Origin of the sequence: Mesorhizobium sp. M0816 (assembly GCF_040320005.1) — a bacterium.
Classification (GTDB): domain Bacteria; phylum Pseudomonadota; class Alphaproteobacteria; order Rhizobiales; family Rhizobiaceae; genus Mesorhizobium.
Window position 1 is genome coordinate 1 of the sequence record NZ_JAMYOT010000001.1, and the last position, 14,209, is coordinate 14,209.

Annotated in this window: 16 protein-coding genes; 14 read left to right on the forward strand and 2 right to left on the reverse strand. The window is 61.9% G+C overall.

What is annotated here, in order from left to right; translation table 11 throughout:
• The 14 genes from NKI17_RS00005 to NKI17_RS00070 all read left to right on the forward strand — a co-directional run.
• The coding region (locus NKI17_RS00005) for a phosphomethylpyrimidine synthase ThiC (RefSeq protein ID WP_352905221.1) at positions 1-665 on the forward strand (665 nt) is incomplete at its 5' end.
• Complete coding sequence (gene thiO / locus NKI17_RS00010; RefSeq protein WP_023679204.1) at positions 662-1,663, forward strand: glycine oxidase ThiO; 1,002 nt, start codon at positions 662-664, stop codon at positions 1,661-1,663. The genes NKI17_RS00005 and thiO, both read left to right, overlap by 4 nt.
• On the forward strand, positions 1,632-1,829 hold the full coding sequence (thiS, locus tag NKI17_RS00015) for a sulfur carrier protein ThiS (RefSeq protein ID WP_023679205.1): 198 nt from the start codon (positions 1,632-1,634) through the stop codon (positions 1,827-1,829). The genes thiO and thiS overlap by 32 nt, the downstream gene beginning before the upstream one ends.
• Position 1,830: 1 nt before the next feature.
• Positions 1,831-2,604: a thiazole synthase gene (locus NKI17_RS00020; RefSeq protein WP_023679206.1), complete on the forward strand. Its 774-nt coding sequence runs from the start codon at positions 1,831-1,833 to the stop codon at positions 2,602-2,604.
• Positions 2,601-3,206, forward strand: a complete 606-nt coding sequence (locus tag NKI17_RS00025) for a thiamine phosphate synthase (protein WP_023679207.1) — start codon at positions 2,601-2,603, stop codon at positions 3,204-3,206. The genes NKI17_RS00020 and NKI17_RS00025 overlap by 4 nt, the downstream gene beginning before the upstream one ends.
• On the forward strand, positions 3,197-3,970 hold the full coding sequence (locus tag NKI17_RS00030; RefSeq protein WP_023679208.1) for a hydroxymethylpyrimidine/phosphomethylpyrimidine kinase: 774 nt from the start codon (positions 3,197-3,199) through the stop codon (positions 3,968-3,970). Before NKI17_RS00025 ends, NKI17_RS00030 begins: the two co-directional genes overlap by 10 nt.
• A gap of 411 nt (positions 3,971-4,381) precedes the next feature.
• The gene (locus NKI17_RS00035; protein ID WP_023679209.1) at positions 4,382-5,107 is read left to right on the forward strand and encodes a GntR family transcriptional regulator; all 726 of its coding nucleotides are present in this window, start codon (positions 4,382-4,384) and stop codon (positions 5,105-5,107) included.
• Between the two features lie 3 nt (positions 5,108-5,110).
• Positions 5,111-6,169: an ADP-ribosylglycohydrolase family protein gene (locus NKI17_RS00040; protein ID WP_352905222.1), complete on the forward strand. Its 1,059-nt coding sequence runs from the start codon at positions 5,111-5,113 to the stop codon at positions 6,167-6,169.
• Positions 6,166-7,152, forward strand: coding sequence for a PfkB family carbohydrate kinase (locus NKI17_RS00045; RefSeq protein ID WP_023674321.1), 987 nt, complete (start codon positions 6,166-6,168; stop codon positions 7,150-7,152). The genes NKI17_RS00040 and NKI17_RS00045 overlap by 4 nt, the downstream gene beginning before the upstream one ends.
• Positions 7,153-7,191: 39 nt before the next feature.
• Positions 7,192-8,253 carry an ABC transporter substrate-binding protein gene (locus tag NKI17_RS00050; protein ID WP_352905223.1) on the forward strand — a complete coding sequence of 354 codons (1,062 nt, stop codon included), beginning with the start codon at positions 7,192-7,194 and terminating at the stop codon, positions 8,251-8,253.
• A 68-nt stretch (positions 8,254-8,321) separates the two neighbouring features.
• Positions 8,322-9,191 carry an ABC transporter permease gene (locus NKI17_RS00055; protein ID WP_352905224.1) on the forward strand — a complete coding sequence of 290 codons (870 nt, stop codon included), beginning with the start codon at positions 8,322-8,324 and terminating at the stop codon, positions 9,189-9,191.
• A complete protein-coding gene (locus tag NKI17_RS00060; protein ID WP_352905225.1) occupies positions 9,191-9,979 on the forward strand; it encodes an ABC transporter permease in 789 nt (262 codons plus the stop codon). The genes NKI17_RS00055 and NKI17_RS00060 overlap by 1 nt, the downstream gene beginning before the upstream one ends.
• Complete coding sequence (locus tag NKI17_RS00065) at positions 9,979-11,046, forward strand: ABC transporter ATP-binding protein (protein WP_352905226.1); 1,068 nt, start codon at positions 9,979-9,981, stop codon at positions 11,044-11,046. The genes NKI17_RS00060 and NKI17_RS00065 overlap by 1 nt, the downstream gene beginning before the upstream one ends.
• 550 nt (positions 11,047-11,596) lie before the next feature.
• Positions 11,597-11,884 (forward strand): hypothetical protein, encoded by a 288-nt coding sequence (locus NKI17_RS00070; protein WP_352905227.1) that lies wholly within the window; start codon positions 11,597-11,599, stop codon positions 11,882-11,884.
• A 310-nt stretch (positions 11,885-12,194) separates the two neighbouring features.
• On the opposite strand, the gene NKI17_RS00075 is transcribed toward NKI17_RS00070, so the two are convergent.
• The gene (locus NKI17_RS00075) at positions 12,195-12,716 is read right to left on the reverse strand and encodes a hypothetical protein (protein WP_352635151.1); all 522 of its coding nucleotides are present in this window, start codon (positions 12,714-12,716) and stop codon (positions 12,195-12,197) included.
• 391 nt (positions 12,717-13,107) lie between these two features.
• Positions 13,108-14,142, reverse strand: a complete 1,035-nt coding sequence (locus tag NKI17_RS00080) for a LacI family DNA-binding transcriptional regulator (protein WP_352905228.1) — start codon at positions 14,140-14,142, stop codon at positions 13,108-13,110.
• Positions 14,143-14,209: the final 67 nt, after the last annotated feature.

Here is a 14,209-nt window from a genome sequence, read left to right on the forward strand (position 1 = left end):
AGCTGACGCAGATCGCCTGGGCGAAAGATTGCCAGGTGATGATCGAGGGGCCCGGCCACGTGCCGATGCACAAGATCAAGGCGAACATGGACAAGCAGCTCGCCGTCTGTGGCGAGGCGCCGTTCTATACGCTTGGACCGCTGACGACCGACATCGCGCCGGGCTACGACCACATCACTTCCGGCATCGGCGCGGCGATGATCGGCTGGTTCGGAACGGCCATGCTCTGCTACGTCACGCCCAAGGAGCATCTCGGCCTTCCCGACCGCGATGACGTCAAGACCGGCGTGATCACCTACAAGATCGCAGCGCACGCGGCCGACCTGGCGAAGGGCCACCCGGCGGCGAAAGTCAGGGATGACGCCCTTTCCCGCGCGCGCTTCGAGTTCCGCTGGGAGGACCAGTTCAACCTGTCGCTCGACCCCGAAACCGCACGGTCCTTCCACGACCAGACCTTGCCCAAGGAGGCGCACAAGCTGGCGCATTTCTGCTCGATGTGCGGACCGAAATTCTGCTCGATGCGCATCTCTCACGACATCCGCGCCGAGGCACAGAAAGAGGGCATGGCGGCGATGGCGGCGAAATACCGCGAGGGCGGCGATCTCTACGTGCCAGCGGACGAGACCGGCGCACCGCTCACGCCTCAGCCAGGTAAGCCATCATGAAGGTGCTGATAAAGGGGGCCGGCGTCGCCGGCCTCACCGCCGCCTTCGAACTCGCCGCCCGCGGCGCGACGGTCACTGTCGCCGAGATCCGGCATGGCCTTGGAGGCAATGCGTCGTGGTTCGCCGGCGGCATGCTGGCGCCATGGTGCGAGCGTGAAAGCGCCGAGCAGCCGGTGCTGGACCTTGGACGTGACGCCGCCGACTGGTGGGATGCGGTGCTGCCGGGTCAGGTGACACGAGGCGGAACACTTGTCGTGGCCCCCCCGCGTGATGCCGGCGAGCTCGACCGCTTCGCCAGCCGCACGTCGGGCCATCGGCGTGTCGATGAAGACGAAATTGCGCTCCTGGAACCCGACCTCGCCGGCCGCTTCCGGCGCGGACTGCTCTTCCCAGATGAGGCTCATCTCGACCCGCGCCAGGCGATGGCAGCACTTCATGACAAGCTCGCAGCCATGGGTGTCAAATTCCACTTCGGCACCGACGCCCGGCATGTTTCCGGTTTCGATCGTCAGATCGACTGCCCGGGGATGGCCGCCGTCGATGACAGGCTTCGCGGCGTTCGCGGCGAAATGCTGATCCTAAACACGCCAGACTTCTCGCTGTCGCGCCCCGTCAGGATGCTGCATCCGCGCTTTCCACTCTATGCAGTGCCGCGCACCGACCACCGTTTCATGATTGGTGCGACGATGATTGAAAGCCAGTCCGCCAGACCGGTCACGGCGCGTTCGATGATGGAGCTTCTGGGTGCTGCGTATGCCCTCCATCCGGCCTTTGGCGAGGCCGAGATCGTTGAAGCCGGCGTCGGCGTCCGTCCAGCCTTTCCCGACAATCTGCCGCGCGTCGAAATGAGCGGAGACACCGTCGCGATCAACGGGCTCTATCGCCATGGCTTTCTTCTCGCCTCCGCCATGGCGCGCCTGGCGGGCGAAATTGTCTTCAATCACGACAAACCCGTGGAGCTTGCTCATGAAACTGATGGTCAACGGCAAAGTGCATGAGGTTGCCGCCACCACGCTGGCCGAGCTGCTTGCCGCGCTTGACTATGAGGGCGATTGGCTCGCGACCGCCGTCAACAACGACCTCGTGCACAAAGCCAGCCGGGCGGAATTCCAATTGAACGACGGCGACCGGATCGAAATCCTCTCGCCCATGCAGGGAGGCTAGCATGTTCGATCTTCTCGGGACGACGCTTCCCTCCCGCCTGCTTCTCGGCACGGCTCAATATCCTTCGCCGGCCATCCTTGCCGATGCAGTCAGGGCATCGGGCACCTCGGTGGTGACCGTCTCGTTGCGCCGTGAAATGGCAGGCGGCAGGGCTGGCGAAAAATTCTGGTCGTTGATCCGCTCGCTTGGTGTCAGAATCCTGCCCAACACTGCTGGCTGCCACTCCGTCAAGGAAGCGGTCACGACCGCACAAATGGCGCGCGAAGTCTTCGGCACGCCCTGGATCAAGCTCGAAGTGATCGGCAATCACGACACGCTGCAGCCGGACGTGTTCGGTCTGCTCGAAGCCGCCCGCATCCTGTGCGAGGACGGTTTTGCGGTGTTCCCGTATACTACCGACGACCTTGTCGTCGCCGAGCGGCTGCTTGCGGCGGGCTGCAAGGTCTTGATGCCCTGGTGCGCACCGATCGGTTCCGCCCTCGGGCCGGTCAACATCATGGCGCTGCGCTCGATGCGCGGACATTTCCCTGATGTCCCGCTGATCGTGGATGCTGGTCTCGGACGGCCATCGCACGCGGCAACAGTCATGGAGTTCGGCTTTGATGCCGTGCTCCTGAACACAGCGGTCGCCAAGGCGGCCGATCCGGTCGGCATGGCGTGTGCGTTCGGCAAGGCGGTCGAGGCCGGTCGAGAAGCTTTCAGCTCGGGGATGCTCGAACCCCGCGACGTCGCGGTGCCATCGACACCAACATTCGGCAGGGCGGTTTTCTCATGAAGCTCGATCCCTTCTACCTGATCGTCGACAGCGCCGCCTGGATCGAACGGCTGGTGCCACTTGGCGTCAAGCTGGTTCAGTTGCGCATCAAGGATAGGGACGAGACCACGCTGCGGACGGAAATCCGCCGCGCGAACGACGTCTGCGCGGTCCATGGTTGCCAACTGATCGTCAACGACTATTGGCGGCTCGCCATTGAGGAAGGCTGCGACTTCGTCCATCTCGGCCAAGAGGATTTGGCCGCGGCCGACCTGCTGGCGATTAAGTACGCCGGATTGAAGCTCGGGCTCAGCACGCACGATCATCTCGAACTGGAAACGGCGATCGCTGCCGAGCCCGACTATATCGCGCTCGGCCCCATCTATCCCACCATCCTGAAGCAGATGAAATGGGCGCCGCAAGGGCTCGAGCGGATGAGCGAGTGGAAGTATCGGGTGGCGCCGATCCCATTGGTCTCCATCGGCGGCCTCAACCCCGACCGGCTCGACGGTGTCTTCGAGGCTGGTGCGGACAGCGCGGCGGTGGTCACCGACATCACGTTGAATGCCGATCCCGAAGCGCGCACGCGAGAATGGATCGAAAAGACAAAGCCATGGCGCTGAGGCGAGAACCGCATGTGCTCGTGGTCGGCGGATCAGACTCCAGCGGTGGGGCTGGAATTGCACGTGATATCGAGACGATCTCTTCCATTGGCGTGCGCACCTGCCTGGCTGTCACAGCGCTGACGGTGCAGACGCACGAAGCCGTGATGGAAATCCATCCTTCGCAGCCCGATCTTGTGGCCGATCAGATGTGCGCCGCGCTGCAGGCCAACAAGGTGGCGGCAATTAAGATCGGCATGCTCGCAACGGCTGAGATCGTCGTTGCCATTGCCGGCGTGCTGCGCGAAAATCCGCAGGTGCCGGCAGTGCTCGATCCGGTGCTGGCCTCGAGCTCCGGCCGGGGGCTTCTGGAAGCAGGTGCCATCGCTGCCATGAGGCGCGATCTGATGCCGCTTTGCTGCCTTGTGACCCCCAATCTCCTCGAGCTGGCGCTCCTTGTTGGTGCGGAACCGCCAGCCGACGAGAGCGACGCGGTGAGACTGGGACGGAAGTTGCTGGCAGCCGGCGTGCCGGGCCTGCTGATCAAAGGGGGCCACGCATCAGGACCTCGATCAACCGATATTCTGTTGCGTTCGGATCAAGAACCAATCCGCTTCGACGCACCTCGTCTTGTCGCATCAATGCGCGGGACGGGTTGCATGCTGGCTAGCGCGATTGCGGCGCATCTGGCGAAGGCGAAGCCGCTCGAAGACAGTGTGCGCGAAGGCAAGCGGCTTGTCTTGGCCATGTTTAAGAAGAATGCAGCAGACCGACGAAACTTGTAAGATTTTCCAACTCTCGAAAGACACGCCTGCCTCTCGCGGGTCCGGGCTGGTAATTTCCCTTCGTAATTCACCTCACTCGACAGGAGTAGTTTGACGGCCTCGCCAGGCGGCGACCGCGAGATCAACGATGGCGAGGCGGCCGTCGTGCGCCGTATCTAGTGCGTTGTGTGGCATCCTTTCCCCACATCCGACTGCGATCCTGGAATTCACCTTGGTCGCGAGCTCCTGCTAAACGACGCCCCTCGACGGGAGCGGTCGATCCCGCGTCTCGGCTGCGGCGGCGCTAGGCTGACGCTCCTTATGCCGTCCTGTTGAACCGGACTCGGGATCACGAACTGCTCCATGCGGCACTCGTTGACAAGCCTGCCGTGATATGAACAGGATTATACAGGCTCACTGAACAGGTACCATATGAAGCGGCGCTCGGTTCAACTGTCTCCCGGCACGGGCAAACCCGAACAGATCGCCACCGTTCTCGAACATGAAATCCGCTCCGGTGTTCTCGGCTTCGGCGACCGGCTGCAAAGCGAGAACAAGCTCGTCCAGCGTTTCTCCGTCAGCCGCAACACCGTCCGCAAAGGCCTCGAGGAACTGTCCAACCGCGGGCTGATCACCACCAAAGTCGGCATCGGCTCTTTCGTCACCTTCGATGGCAAGCCCGTTGATGACTCCATCGGTTGGTCGCGGGCGCTCGCCAACGCCGGCGCCAACGCCGAGACGCGGACGCTGCGGCTCGAGGTGATCGAGGACCCCGGTCTTGCCGCACTGCTTGGTATAGAAAACCCGTTTTTCATCGCTGTCGACCGGGTGCGCACCAATGCCAGCGACGGCCACGCCATCTCCATCGAGCGCAGCCGCCTGCCATTATCGCCGGAACTGGAGGATGTGCCGTTGCGCGGCCTGCGCGAAGGCTCGCTGCACCAGACGCTGCGCGGCGCGGGCCTCATTCCCGACCATGGCGAGGAATGGGTCGGCATCGAAATGCTCAACGCCGAGGACTCTGCAATCCTCGGTTGCCCGCAAGGCACGCCGTTCCTTCGCGGTCGCCGGTTGACCCGCGCCGCCGATGACCGGCCGATCGAATATGTGACCAGCCTGCTCAACCCGGCGCATTTTGCGCTGCATATGAGGTTCTGAGTGATGCCGGACGACAACACCGGGAATATGACTGATCGGGCCATGGGGGCGCTTGTCGGCGGGGCACTGGGGGATGCGCTGGGCATGCCGACGCAGCTTTTGTCGCCGGCCCGGATTGCCGAACTCTACGCCCATGTAGAGGGCTTCATTGCTCCTTTCGCCGACCATCCGGTGTCGAAGGGGCTTCCCGCTGGAACGATCACCGACGACACCGAACAGGCGCTTCTGCTTGGCCGTATCCTGGTCGAATCCGGTAACCGCTTCGATCATACGCGGTGGGTCAACGCGCTGCTCGACTGGGAGCGCGACGTCAAAGCGCGCGGCAGCTACGATCTGCTGGGACCATCGACCAAACGCGCCATCGACGCCATCAACAATGGCGTGCCGGCCGAGGAAGCGGGGCGCAGCGGCGACACAAATGGTGCGGCCATGCGCATTGCGCCGGTCGGCATCATGATGCCGCCAGAGCCGCTGGACGCGCTGGTCGCCAAAGTTGCCGAGACCTGCCGGGCCACGCACAACACCTCGATTGCCATTGCGGCCGCAGCCGCCGTTGCGGCGGCCGTCAGCCGCGGCGTCGCCGGCGGCGACTGGCGCGCCGCTTCCGACAGCGCCATCGCCGCGGCGAGGGGCGGAGCAACGCTCGGCCATTGGGTGACCGGCGGTGACATTGCCGCGCGCATTGGGTGGGCGCAGGAGCTTGTGCGCGGCAAGGCGACGAAGGACGCGATCCGGCTGATCACCGATCTGGTCGGCACCGGCGTCGCCAGTCAGGAGTCCATTCCGGCTGCATTCGCGGTGCTGGAAATCGCCGGCGGTGATCCCTGGCAAGCGGCGGTGATTAGTGCCAATCTCGGTGGCGACACCGATACGATCGGCGCCATCGCGACCGGCATGGCCGGCGCCTGCACCGGCTTTTCCCGATTGCCTCAGAACCGCATTGCTGACCTCAAGGGCATCGACATAGCGGCGGTTGGCGCGCTCACCGCCGACCTTGTTGCGGCCCGTATATCCAAGCGCCGTGCGGACAGGACCGGTCCCGGCAAGGATGCGGCGGCATGAGTGGGCGTCTCGTCCATGTCGGCAGCACGGTGGTCGACTATGTCTATCGCATCGACGCCTTGCCGGCGCCGGGTACGGAGAAGACGGCGTCGAGCTACACGCAAGTCGCCGGCGGCGGCTTCAACATGATGGCCGCGGCCAGCCGCACCGGCATGAAGGTGGTGTTCGGCGGCCAGCTCGGCAGCGGACCCAATGGCGACTTCCTGCGCACGGCCTTAGCCAGTGAGGGGATCGAGACACTGACGCCGCCATCGCCCGTCATGGACAGCGGCAATTGCGTCGCCATGATCAGCAGCGATGCCGAGCGCACCTTCGTCTCGTGGCCTGGTGCGGAGAGCTTGCTCAGCCTTGACATGATGGCGCCCGTCTCGGTCGCACCGGGGGATTGGGTGTTCACCTCCGGCTATACGCTTAGCTATCCGGGAAGCCGAGACGCGCTTGTCGACTGGATCGAGGCACTTCCGGCCGACACACCGCTTGTCCTCGACCCGACACCTGTCGTCGTCGACATTCCCCGCCCTATCCTGTCGCGGATACTCGCCCGCACCAACTGGTTGAGCTGCAACACGACGGAAGCGGCCGCGATTGCCGGTCCGGGCGGCGTCGAGACACTCGCGTCACGGCTTCTTAGCGACCACTCCCCGAAGGCCGTCGGCGTCGTTATTCGCGCCGGAGCGAAAGGCTGCCACATACGGCTGGCCGATGGCTCGGCGCAAACGAGTGCCGGCTTCAAGGTCGACGCCATCGACACCAATGGCGCCGGCGACACCCATATCGGCGCTTTCGTGAGTGCGCTGGCGCGCGGCGTGCCGCCTTTTGAAGCAGCGCGCTACGCCAATGCGGCGGCGGCCATTTCCGTCACCCGCCACGGTGGTTCATCAGCGCCGACCGACCACGAGATCCAGACATTCCTAAGCCATGCCGGCGGTCCGCCGATCGGCCTCCATGGCCGGAAGCAAGAGGCCAAACGCCCGACAGCCTGACAAAGCCCGGGAAGCGGGCAAACACAGAGAGGAACGAACATGCGCATGCCCGACTTGACTGCCCTGCTGACGGCGACCGCCGTCTTCACCTCCGCACTCGCATTTGCCGCCAAGGCCGACGAGGTGCACGTACTCAACTGGAAGGGCTACGGCGCCGACGAGCCGTGGGCCATCGAAGCCTTCGAGAAGGCGACCGGCAACAAGGTCGTCAACGATTTTTTCAATTCCGAACAGGAGATGCTGACCAAGCTCAGGACCAATCCCGGCCTTTACGATGTCGTTATGATCAACGCCGCCTTCAACGACCAGGCGATGGCGGAAAAGCTGATCCAGCCGATCGACACGTCCAAGCTGCCGAACTTTCCCGACATCAGCAAGGACAAGGCCGGATCGCCGATGCTCGTCCATGACGGCAAGGTCTATGGCGTGCCGTGGGTCTGGGGGCTGACGGCGCTCGCCATCAATGAAAAATCCTTCGATAAGCCGCCGACGAGCATCGCCGAAATGTGGGATCCCGCCCACAAGGGCCGCGTTACCATCCGTGACGATGCCGTCGAGGCCGTGCAGTTCGGCGCCATCGCTACCGGCCAGAACATCAACGACGTCAAGGACATGGAGGCGGTCAAGGCGAAGCTGACCTCGCTGATGCCGCAGATCAAGACGTTCTGGAGCTCGGAGAACGACTGGAACCAGATGGTTGCCTCCAACCAGATCGACATCGGCACCTATTGGAGCGGCTCGGCCGACCGCGCCAAGACGCATTTCAAGCTGCCGGTCTCGCTGGTCATTCCCCAGGAGGGTGCCGTCGCCTGGCTTGACGCCTTTTCCATTCCGGTTGGTTCCAAGAACGTCGCCGGGGCGCAAGCCTTCATCAACTACATGATCGACCCGAAGTTCTATGTCGAATGGGTCACCAAGGTCGGAGCCCCGGTATCCGCCAACACCAAGGCTGTAGAAGCACTTCCCGGGGATGCGTTCAACCGCAAGGTGATGGGTGACCCGGCAGTCGCCAAGCGCATTCAGTTCCAGGCGCCGATCACAGACGCCCAGCGCGAAACCTATCTGTCGCTCTGGCAGCAGCTCAAGGTCGACGTGAAGTAACAGCAGAAGCCGGGATCAGCCGACCAAACATGTCGGCTGATGCTTCCCCATCCTGGGAGGAGGATGTCATGGCAGCACAGGTTGCGGCCGCGTCGCGCAGCGGATTGAGATCGGCCTTGCCGCTGCTGGCGCCTGCCTATCTCTGGCTGACGGTTGCGATCTTCCTGCCGCTCTCAGCCATGGTCTTCTTCTCCTTCATGACCGACCTGCCGCTGTCGGGAAAGCCGTGGGCATTCACGCTTGAAAACTATGCCGCCTTCTTTTCACAAAGCCTTTATCTGACATTGCTTTTGGCCTCGCTGCGCCTCGGCCTCGAGGTGACGCTGTGGTGCATCGTCATCGGTTATCCCGCCGCTTATGTGCTGGCCAAGGTGCTGAAAGGCCGCAGCCGAGAGGCGATTTTCCTGCTCGTCATCCTGCCGTTCTGGTCGAACGGGCTGGTGCGCATCTTCTCCTGGGCGATGGTGCTGCGTGAAGGAGGCATTCTCGACACCGCGCTCAACGCCGTGCTGCCGTTCAAGATCAACATCGACCTGATGTATTCTTATCCGGCCGTCATCATCGGGCTGGTGCACTCCTACGTGCCTTACATGGTGCTGACCTGCTACTTGACCCTGCAGGCCATCGATGACTCGCTGATCGAGGCCGGGCGCTCGCTCGGCGCCTCGCGGGTGCAGGTGCTGAAGCGGGTCATCATTCCGCTGTCGATGCCGGGGCTAGTGGCGGGCGCAGCGCTCATCTTCGTCCCGGTCGTTGGCTCGTTCATGGAGCCGCGCATCCTTGGCGGCCGTATCGGCACCTTTTACGGCACTGTCATCGAGGACCAGTTCGTCGCCGTGTTCAACTGGCCGCTGGGTGCTGCGCTCTCCTTCATCCTGCTGGCCGTCGTGCTGGTCATCCTGGCGGTTGCCTCGCCGGTGCTGAGGAGGGCTACGTGATGGCGACGACACGGGTCCTCGAATGGCTCGGCCGCCTCTACATCTGGCTATTGCTTGCCTTCCTCTATCTGCCCATCATCATCATGGCTCTAATGTCTTTCAACGTTTCGCCCTTCTACCAGCTGCCGTTCGAATGGACGACGGAATGGTATGCTTCGCTGTGGCAGAACGACCAGCTCATCTCAGCAACCTGGAACAGCCTCGAGATCGCTGTCATCACCACCATCATCTGCGTGGTGCTTGGCTCGGCCGCGTCACTGGCGCTCTACCGTTATGAGTTTCGCGGCAAGAAATTCCTGCAGGCGCTGCTGTTTCCGCCAATCGCCATTCCGTGGCTGATAACCGGCACGGCGATGCTGATCTTCTTCTTCGGCGTCGGCATTGGGCGCGGCCTGTTCGCCATCCTGCTCGGGCACGTCGCGCTTGCACTGCCCTATGTCATCGTCGTGGTGTCGGCGCGACTGCAGACCTTCGCGCCCGAGTTGGAAGAGGCGGCGCGCTCGCTCGGCGCCAATCAATGGCAAGTGACGAACCGCGTCACGCTGCCCTGGATCATGCCGGGCGTCATCGCCGGAGGGCTGTTCGCCTTCGCCGTGTCCTTCGACCAGTTCGTCGTATCCTACTTCCTGTCGACGCCCGGTCAGACGACGCTGCCGGTCGAAATCTACGCCGCGATCCGCAAGGGATTCACACCAGAGATCAATGCAGTCTCGACAATCATCATTGTCGTGTCGATGGCACTGATGCTGCTGACGGCGCGCTCCTTCAAATTCGGCGGAGAGAAGTAATGGCTGGCGTCCAAGTAGCGAACGTGTCGCGCGCTTTCGGTGCCCATAAAGCGCTGGACGATGTGTCTATCGATTTCGCCGATGGCGGCTTCTATGCCCTGCTCGGGCCGTCAGGCAGCGGCAAGACCACGCTGCTGCGACAAATCGCGGGCTTCGACTTTCCCGATTCCGGCCGCATCACCATAGGTGGTGAGAGCGTCGAACGGGTGCCAGTCGAAAAACGGCGCATCGGCATGGTGTTCCAGAACTACGCCCTGTTTCCCAACATGAGCGTTGCCGGCAATGTCGCCTTTGGCCTGTCGGTGCGCGGCGAGCCCAAGGCGGTGATTGCCAGCGAGGTACAGCGCGCACTCGACCTCGTGCAACTCGGCAGGCTCGGCGGCCGCCGGCCGCACCAGCTGTCCGGCGGCCAGCGCCAACGGGTTGCGCTCGCTCGCGCGATCGTCATCCGGCCGCGCGTGCTGTTGCTTGACGAGCCACTCGGCGCGCTGGACAAGGCGCTGCGCGTCGACATGCAGATCGAGCTCAAGCGCATCCAGCGCGAGATCGGCATCACCACCATCTTCGTCACCCACGACCAGGAAGAAGCGCTGACGATGAGCGACCGCATCGGCATTCTGCGCGATGGCAAGCTGGTGCAGGAAGGCTCGCCCGAGGAGATCTACGATCGGCCGAAGAGCGAGTTTGCCGCCACTTTCCTGGGCGACGCCAACATCCTTCGCGGCGACAGCACGGGCAACGGCATCCGACTGCCGGACGGCACAGCGATTGCCGCTGGCGCGGGTGCCAAGCTTGCCGCTGGCGCCAAGGCAAGCTGCGCCGTGCGGCCCGAACGCCTCCGCATCTTCATTGATGCCGAGGCTCCGGATGCGGCCAACACGAATGTGCTGCGAGGGCAAGTGTCCAAACGCATCTTCGCCGGAAATAGCAGCACTTACTTTGTCGAGCGTGCCGGCCAGACGCTCAAGGTGATTGTGCAGAACACCGGCGCTGGCAGGCTGGCGGAAGGTCAGGACGTCGTGCTGAGCTGGTCGCCAGAAAGCACGGTCTTGATCGCGGCGGGTTAGATTGACAATCAGCGTCGATTTTGTCGTCGGCGTGGCCGCGGTGGCCTATCCGGGCAAGGGTGGCGGATTTACCAAGACGCTGCTTCGCGGCCGCACCTCTCGCGTCGTGGTGACCATGGGCATGCCTTCCTTCTTTACCGGCTCTGGTTCCTCGGCCACGGCATTGCCGGCATGGGGCGCAGCATCTTCGGCGCATTCATGCACGGCTCGACCTCAGCGCGGCAGATCGACGGCGAGGCCGATGGGCCGTCCGAGCCCTCTATGGCGTTATAGGTCTTGGCACCGTCGGCCCCCTAGCGGAGCATGACGGAAAAGGCTGAAACGCCCCCCTTTTCGCCGCAGCTCAGCCGCTTTCCATCGAAGGGCTTTCAACGTGGTAGGCGCGTGAGCCCGTTCCTAGTCCGAAATGATTACTTGCGCTGTAGTTAATGTAATTACAATCTTATCAAGCCGGAAGCCGCATCGACCGGCCAAGCGCGAGTACCGTCTCCGCCACTGTCTCAAGACAGCCGACGACATTTTTTGCGGTGCGCTCTAAGGGGGAAATGCAATGAGATTGACGATTATTTGTGCAGCAATTGTGATTGCCGGATCCACCGCCACCGTTGCGCACGAGAAGAAGATGGTGGTCAGAACAGAAGTCACGTCAGCCTGCCCCGACTTGTCAGGCACGGTCAAGAAAAAGAGGGGAACAGATTTGGATTGCCGTTCAACCGGAACTGTCTCCAGCGCGGTCCCGAAAGACAAATCGGAGCCGCGCCTAGGCTATGAACGGTTAGTCCCGGATCATATCAATCTTTTAGCTCACAACCGGCTACGAAGGCGAGCGCCGGCATGATGCGCTGCCCCTCCCCGTGCGATTGTTCCTTCGATCGGCGACAGCAACGAACGAGCTGTGAAGCGGTACTGCCCCAAGCGGATGTTGTATCACCGTCTTGGTCTGTCGGATGACGAGATGAGGCCGGCGCCAGCTAGGAACCTGCGAACTGCGATGCGAACATCCTGCTGCCGTCCAACCAGAAGATGTCCGCCAGTGTCGTAGACGACCAGTTTGGGCCTTGAACGGCCCTCCACTCCGGTAACAACAGGCAACTGCAATATGGAACAGTCGCCTGGCCCTCTGCATAGCCCTTCAGATGCGTCTTTGATTATTGCTTGAGGAACGCGCCCGTGTAGGTCTGGCCGGCAAGCGTAACGGTTCCGGCCAGGGCCCCGTCGGGCCGCATGACAAAACTGACGTCCGCGCCATTCGGTAAGCGCTCAAGCTTCAACGTGCTCCCTACAATTCTTCCAGCGCCGGCGGCCTCTCCCGGATAGTTGTCGCCCAGATTTCCCCACGCATAGGTGACCGTCACCTTTCCATTGGAAGAAATCGTCTGAACGGCAAGTTTGGCGTCATACATCCCGTCCAATTGTCCGGCCCATAGACCCGAAAAAGCAGCATACTTTGTTGGAACGCCCTTGCCAGGGGGAGTGACCGCCACGGATTGATCTAAGATCGCTGAGCCGGAAGGAACAGCGCCAGGATCCAAGGCAGGTTGTGAAGGAATACTATCAGGTTCTAACGCAGGTTCGAGAGTGGCGGGTTGCGGCGTTTCAGGAGCCGATTGGCACGCGGCTAAAGCAAGCGCCGCGAAGCCAAGCATTGCGTTGCACATGCGGTGTGCCATCTTCTGGTGCCCCGGGCCATCTTTGAGTCTAGCGCGGGCCGACCTTATCACGCGTTTTCACAACCTGTGTCTAGGCAAGGTATGTCGTACGACGGCGGCTCGTCGAAAAGGAGCCTTTGGTGCCGTTCAGATCACAAAGTTGATGGCTGACGCTGACCGCTAGCTGACGATGCTTTGCCAACGTTGGCGATCTGACAGTTGCTGGGCCTATCATTCTTTACCGCGACCTCGGCGGCGAAGCATTGCGGTCGACCGCTTGACGGATCGATACGGTCGGGGTCGGGATGCGCATTTGCGCGTTCACTGCTGGAAGCGCGAATTGGCAGTCTGAAGCTTGCACCGGTTGAGCTATCCCGAGGGATCTCCTGATTCATCCGCCGAGATATTTGTCTCAAATATTCTCCGGCGTGACTATTTCGAAAGGTATGGACCGCTGAAGCGTAGCGAACGGTGCTTGTGGTCCCATGACATCAATCATTGTCTGCACAAGAAGTGCAGAGATCGCCTCCAGCGGATGACAAAGGGCTGCGGTGATCAACCCTTCAGATAATCCCTTTCGGGTCTCGGGGCCAATGTCACGGCAAACCAACTTGATCCCCGACCGCCTTTCGGAAGGAACCTCCCTCAGTGCGCGAAGTACACCGGTTATTCCGCCGCCGACGATCAGAATTCCCACAAGATCGTCAGTCGCCTTCAGCAACTCGGCCACCATTCGGTAAGCCTCGCTCGATTCCTCGTGGGTGGGGCGACTTTCCTCCACCGTGAGCCTTGGAGCGTGCTCGCGCAAGTAGGAGCGAAAGCTAGCGTCTGCGACGTCTTGGCATTGATACCGATGATTCCCTATGAAAACCGCAATGCGACCAGGACCATGGGTCGTTTGGGTAATCAGGAAGGCTGCAGTGCGCCCCAGTTTCCAGTTGTCGGTGCCCACATACGCCGCCCGTTCCGGCGCTGATTGGTCCGTAATGTAAGAAACGACTGGTTTCCCCATCTCCTTCAATGAACGGATGGCCTGACCAATGATCGGGTGATCTGCGGCGACCACCGCGACGGCATCGCATGCGTCGCCGAGCGCGATGAGGCGGCTCGAGATAGTCTCTGGCGTCAGCAGATCCACAAAGTCGACGACAGGTTCAATCACCTCGTCCCGACGATCGCGACAGGCGGCGACGATTTTCTTCCCGAACAGCTGGTAGAGGTCGCGGGTGGACTGCTGGAGCAGGAAACCTAATCGGTACTGGGGCGATAGCTGACGGGCCCGGTTATCAATCGCTCCGATAGCGTAAAACCCTATTTCTTCCGCCGCGCTTTGGACGCGTTGAACGGTTTTCGGGCGTACGGAAACGGTCCCACTCAGAATTCTGTTTACAGTCGCTGTAGATACGCCTGCCGCGGTAGCGAGATCGCGAATTGTCGGCCGTTTCATGAATGTTAACCCTCTTTTGTATCATCATGATTGAAGCTAAATGATACAAATGTCATTTTGATATTAT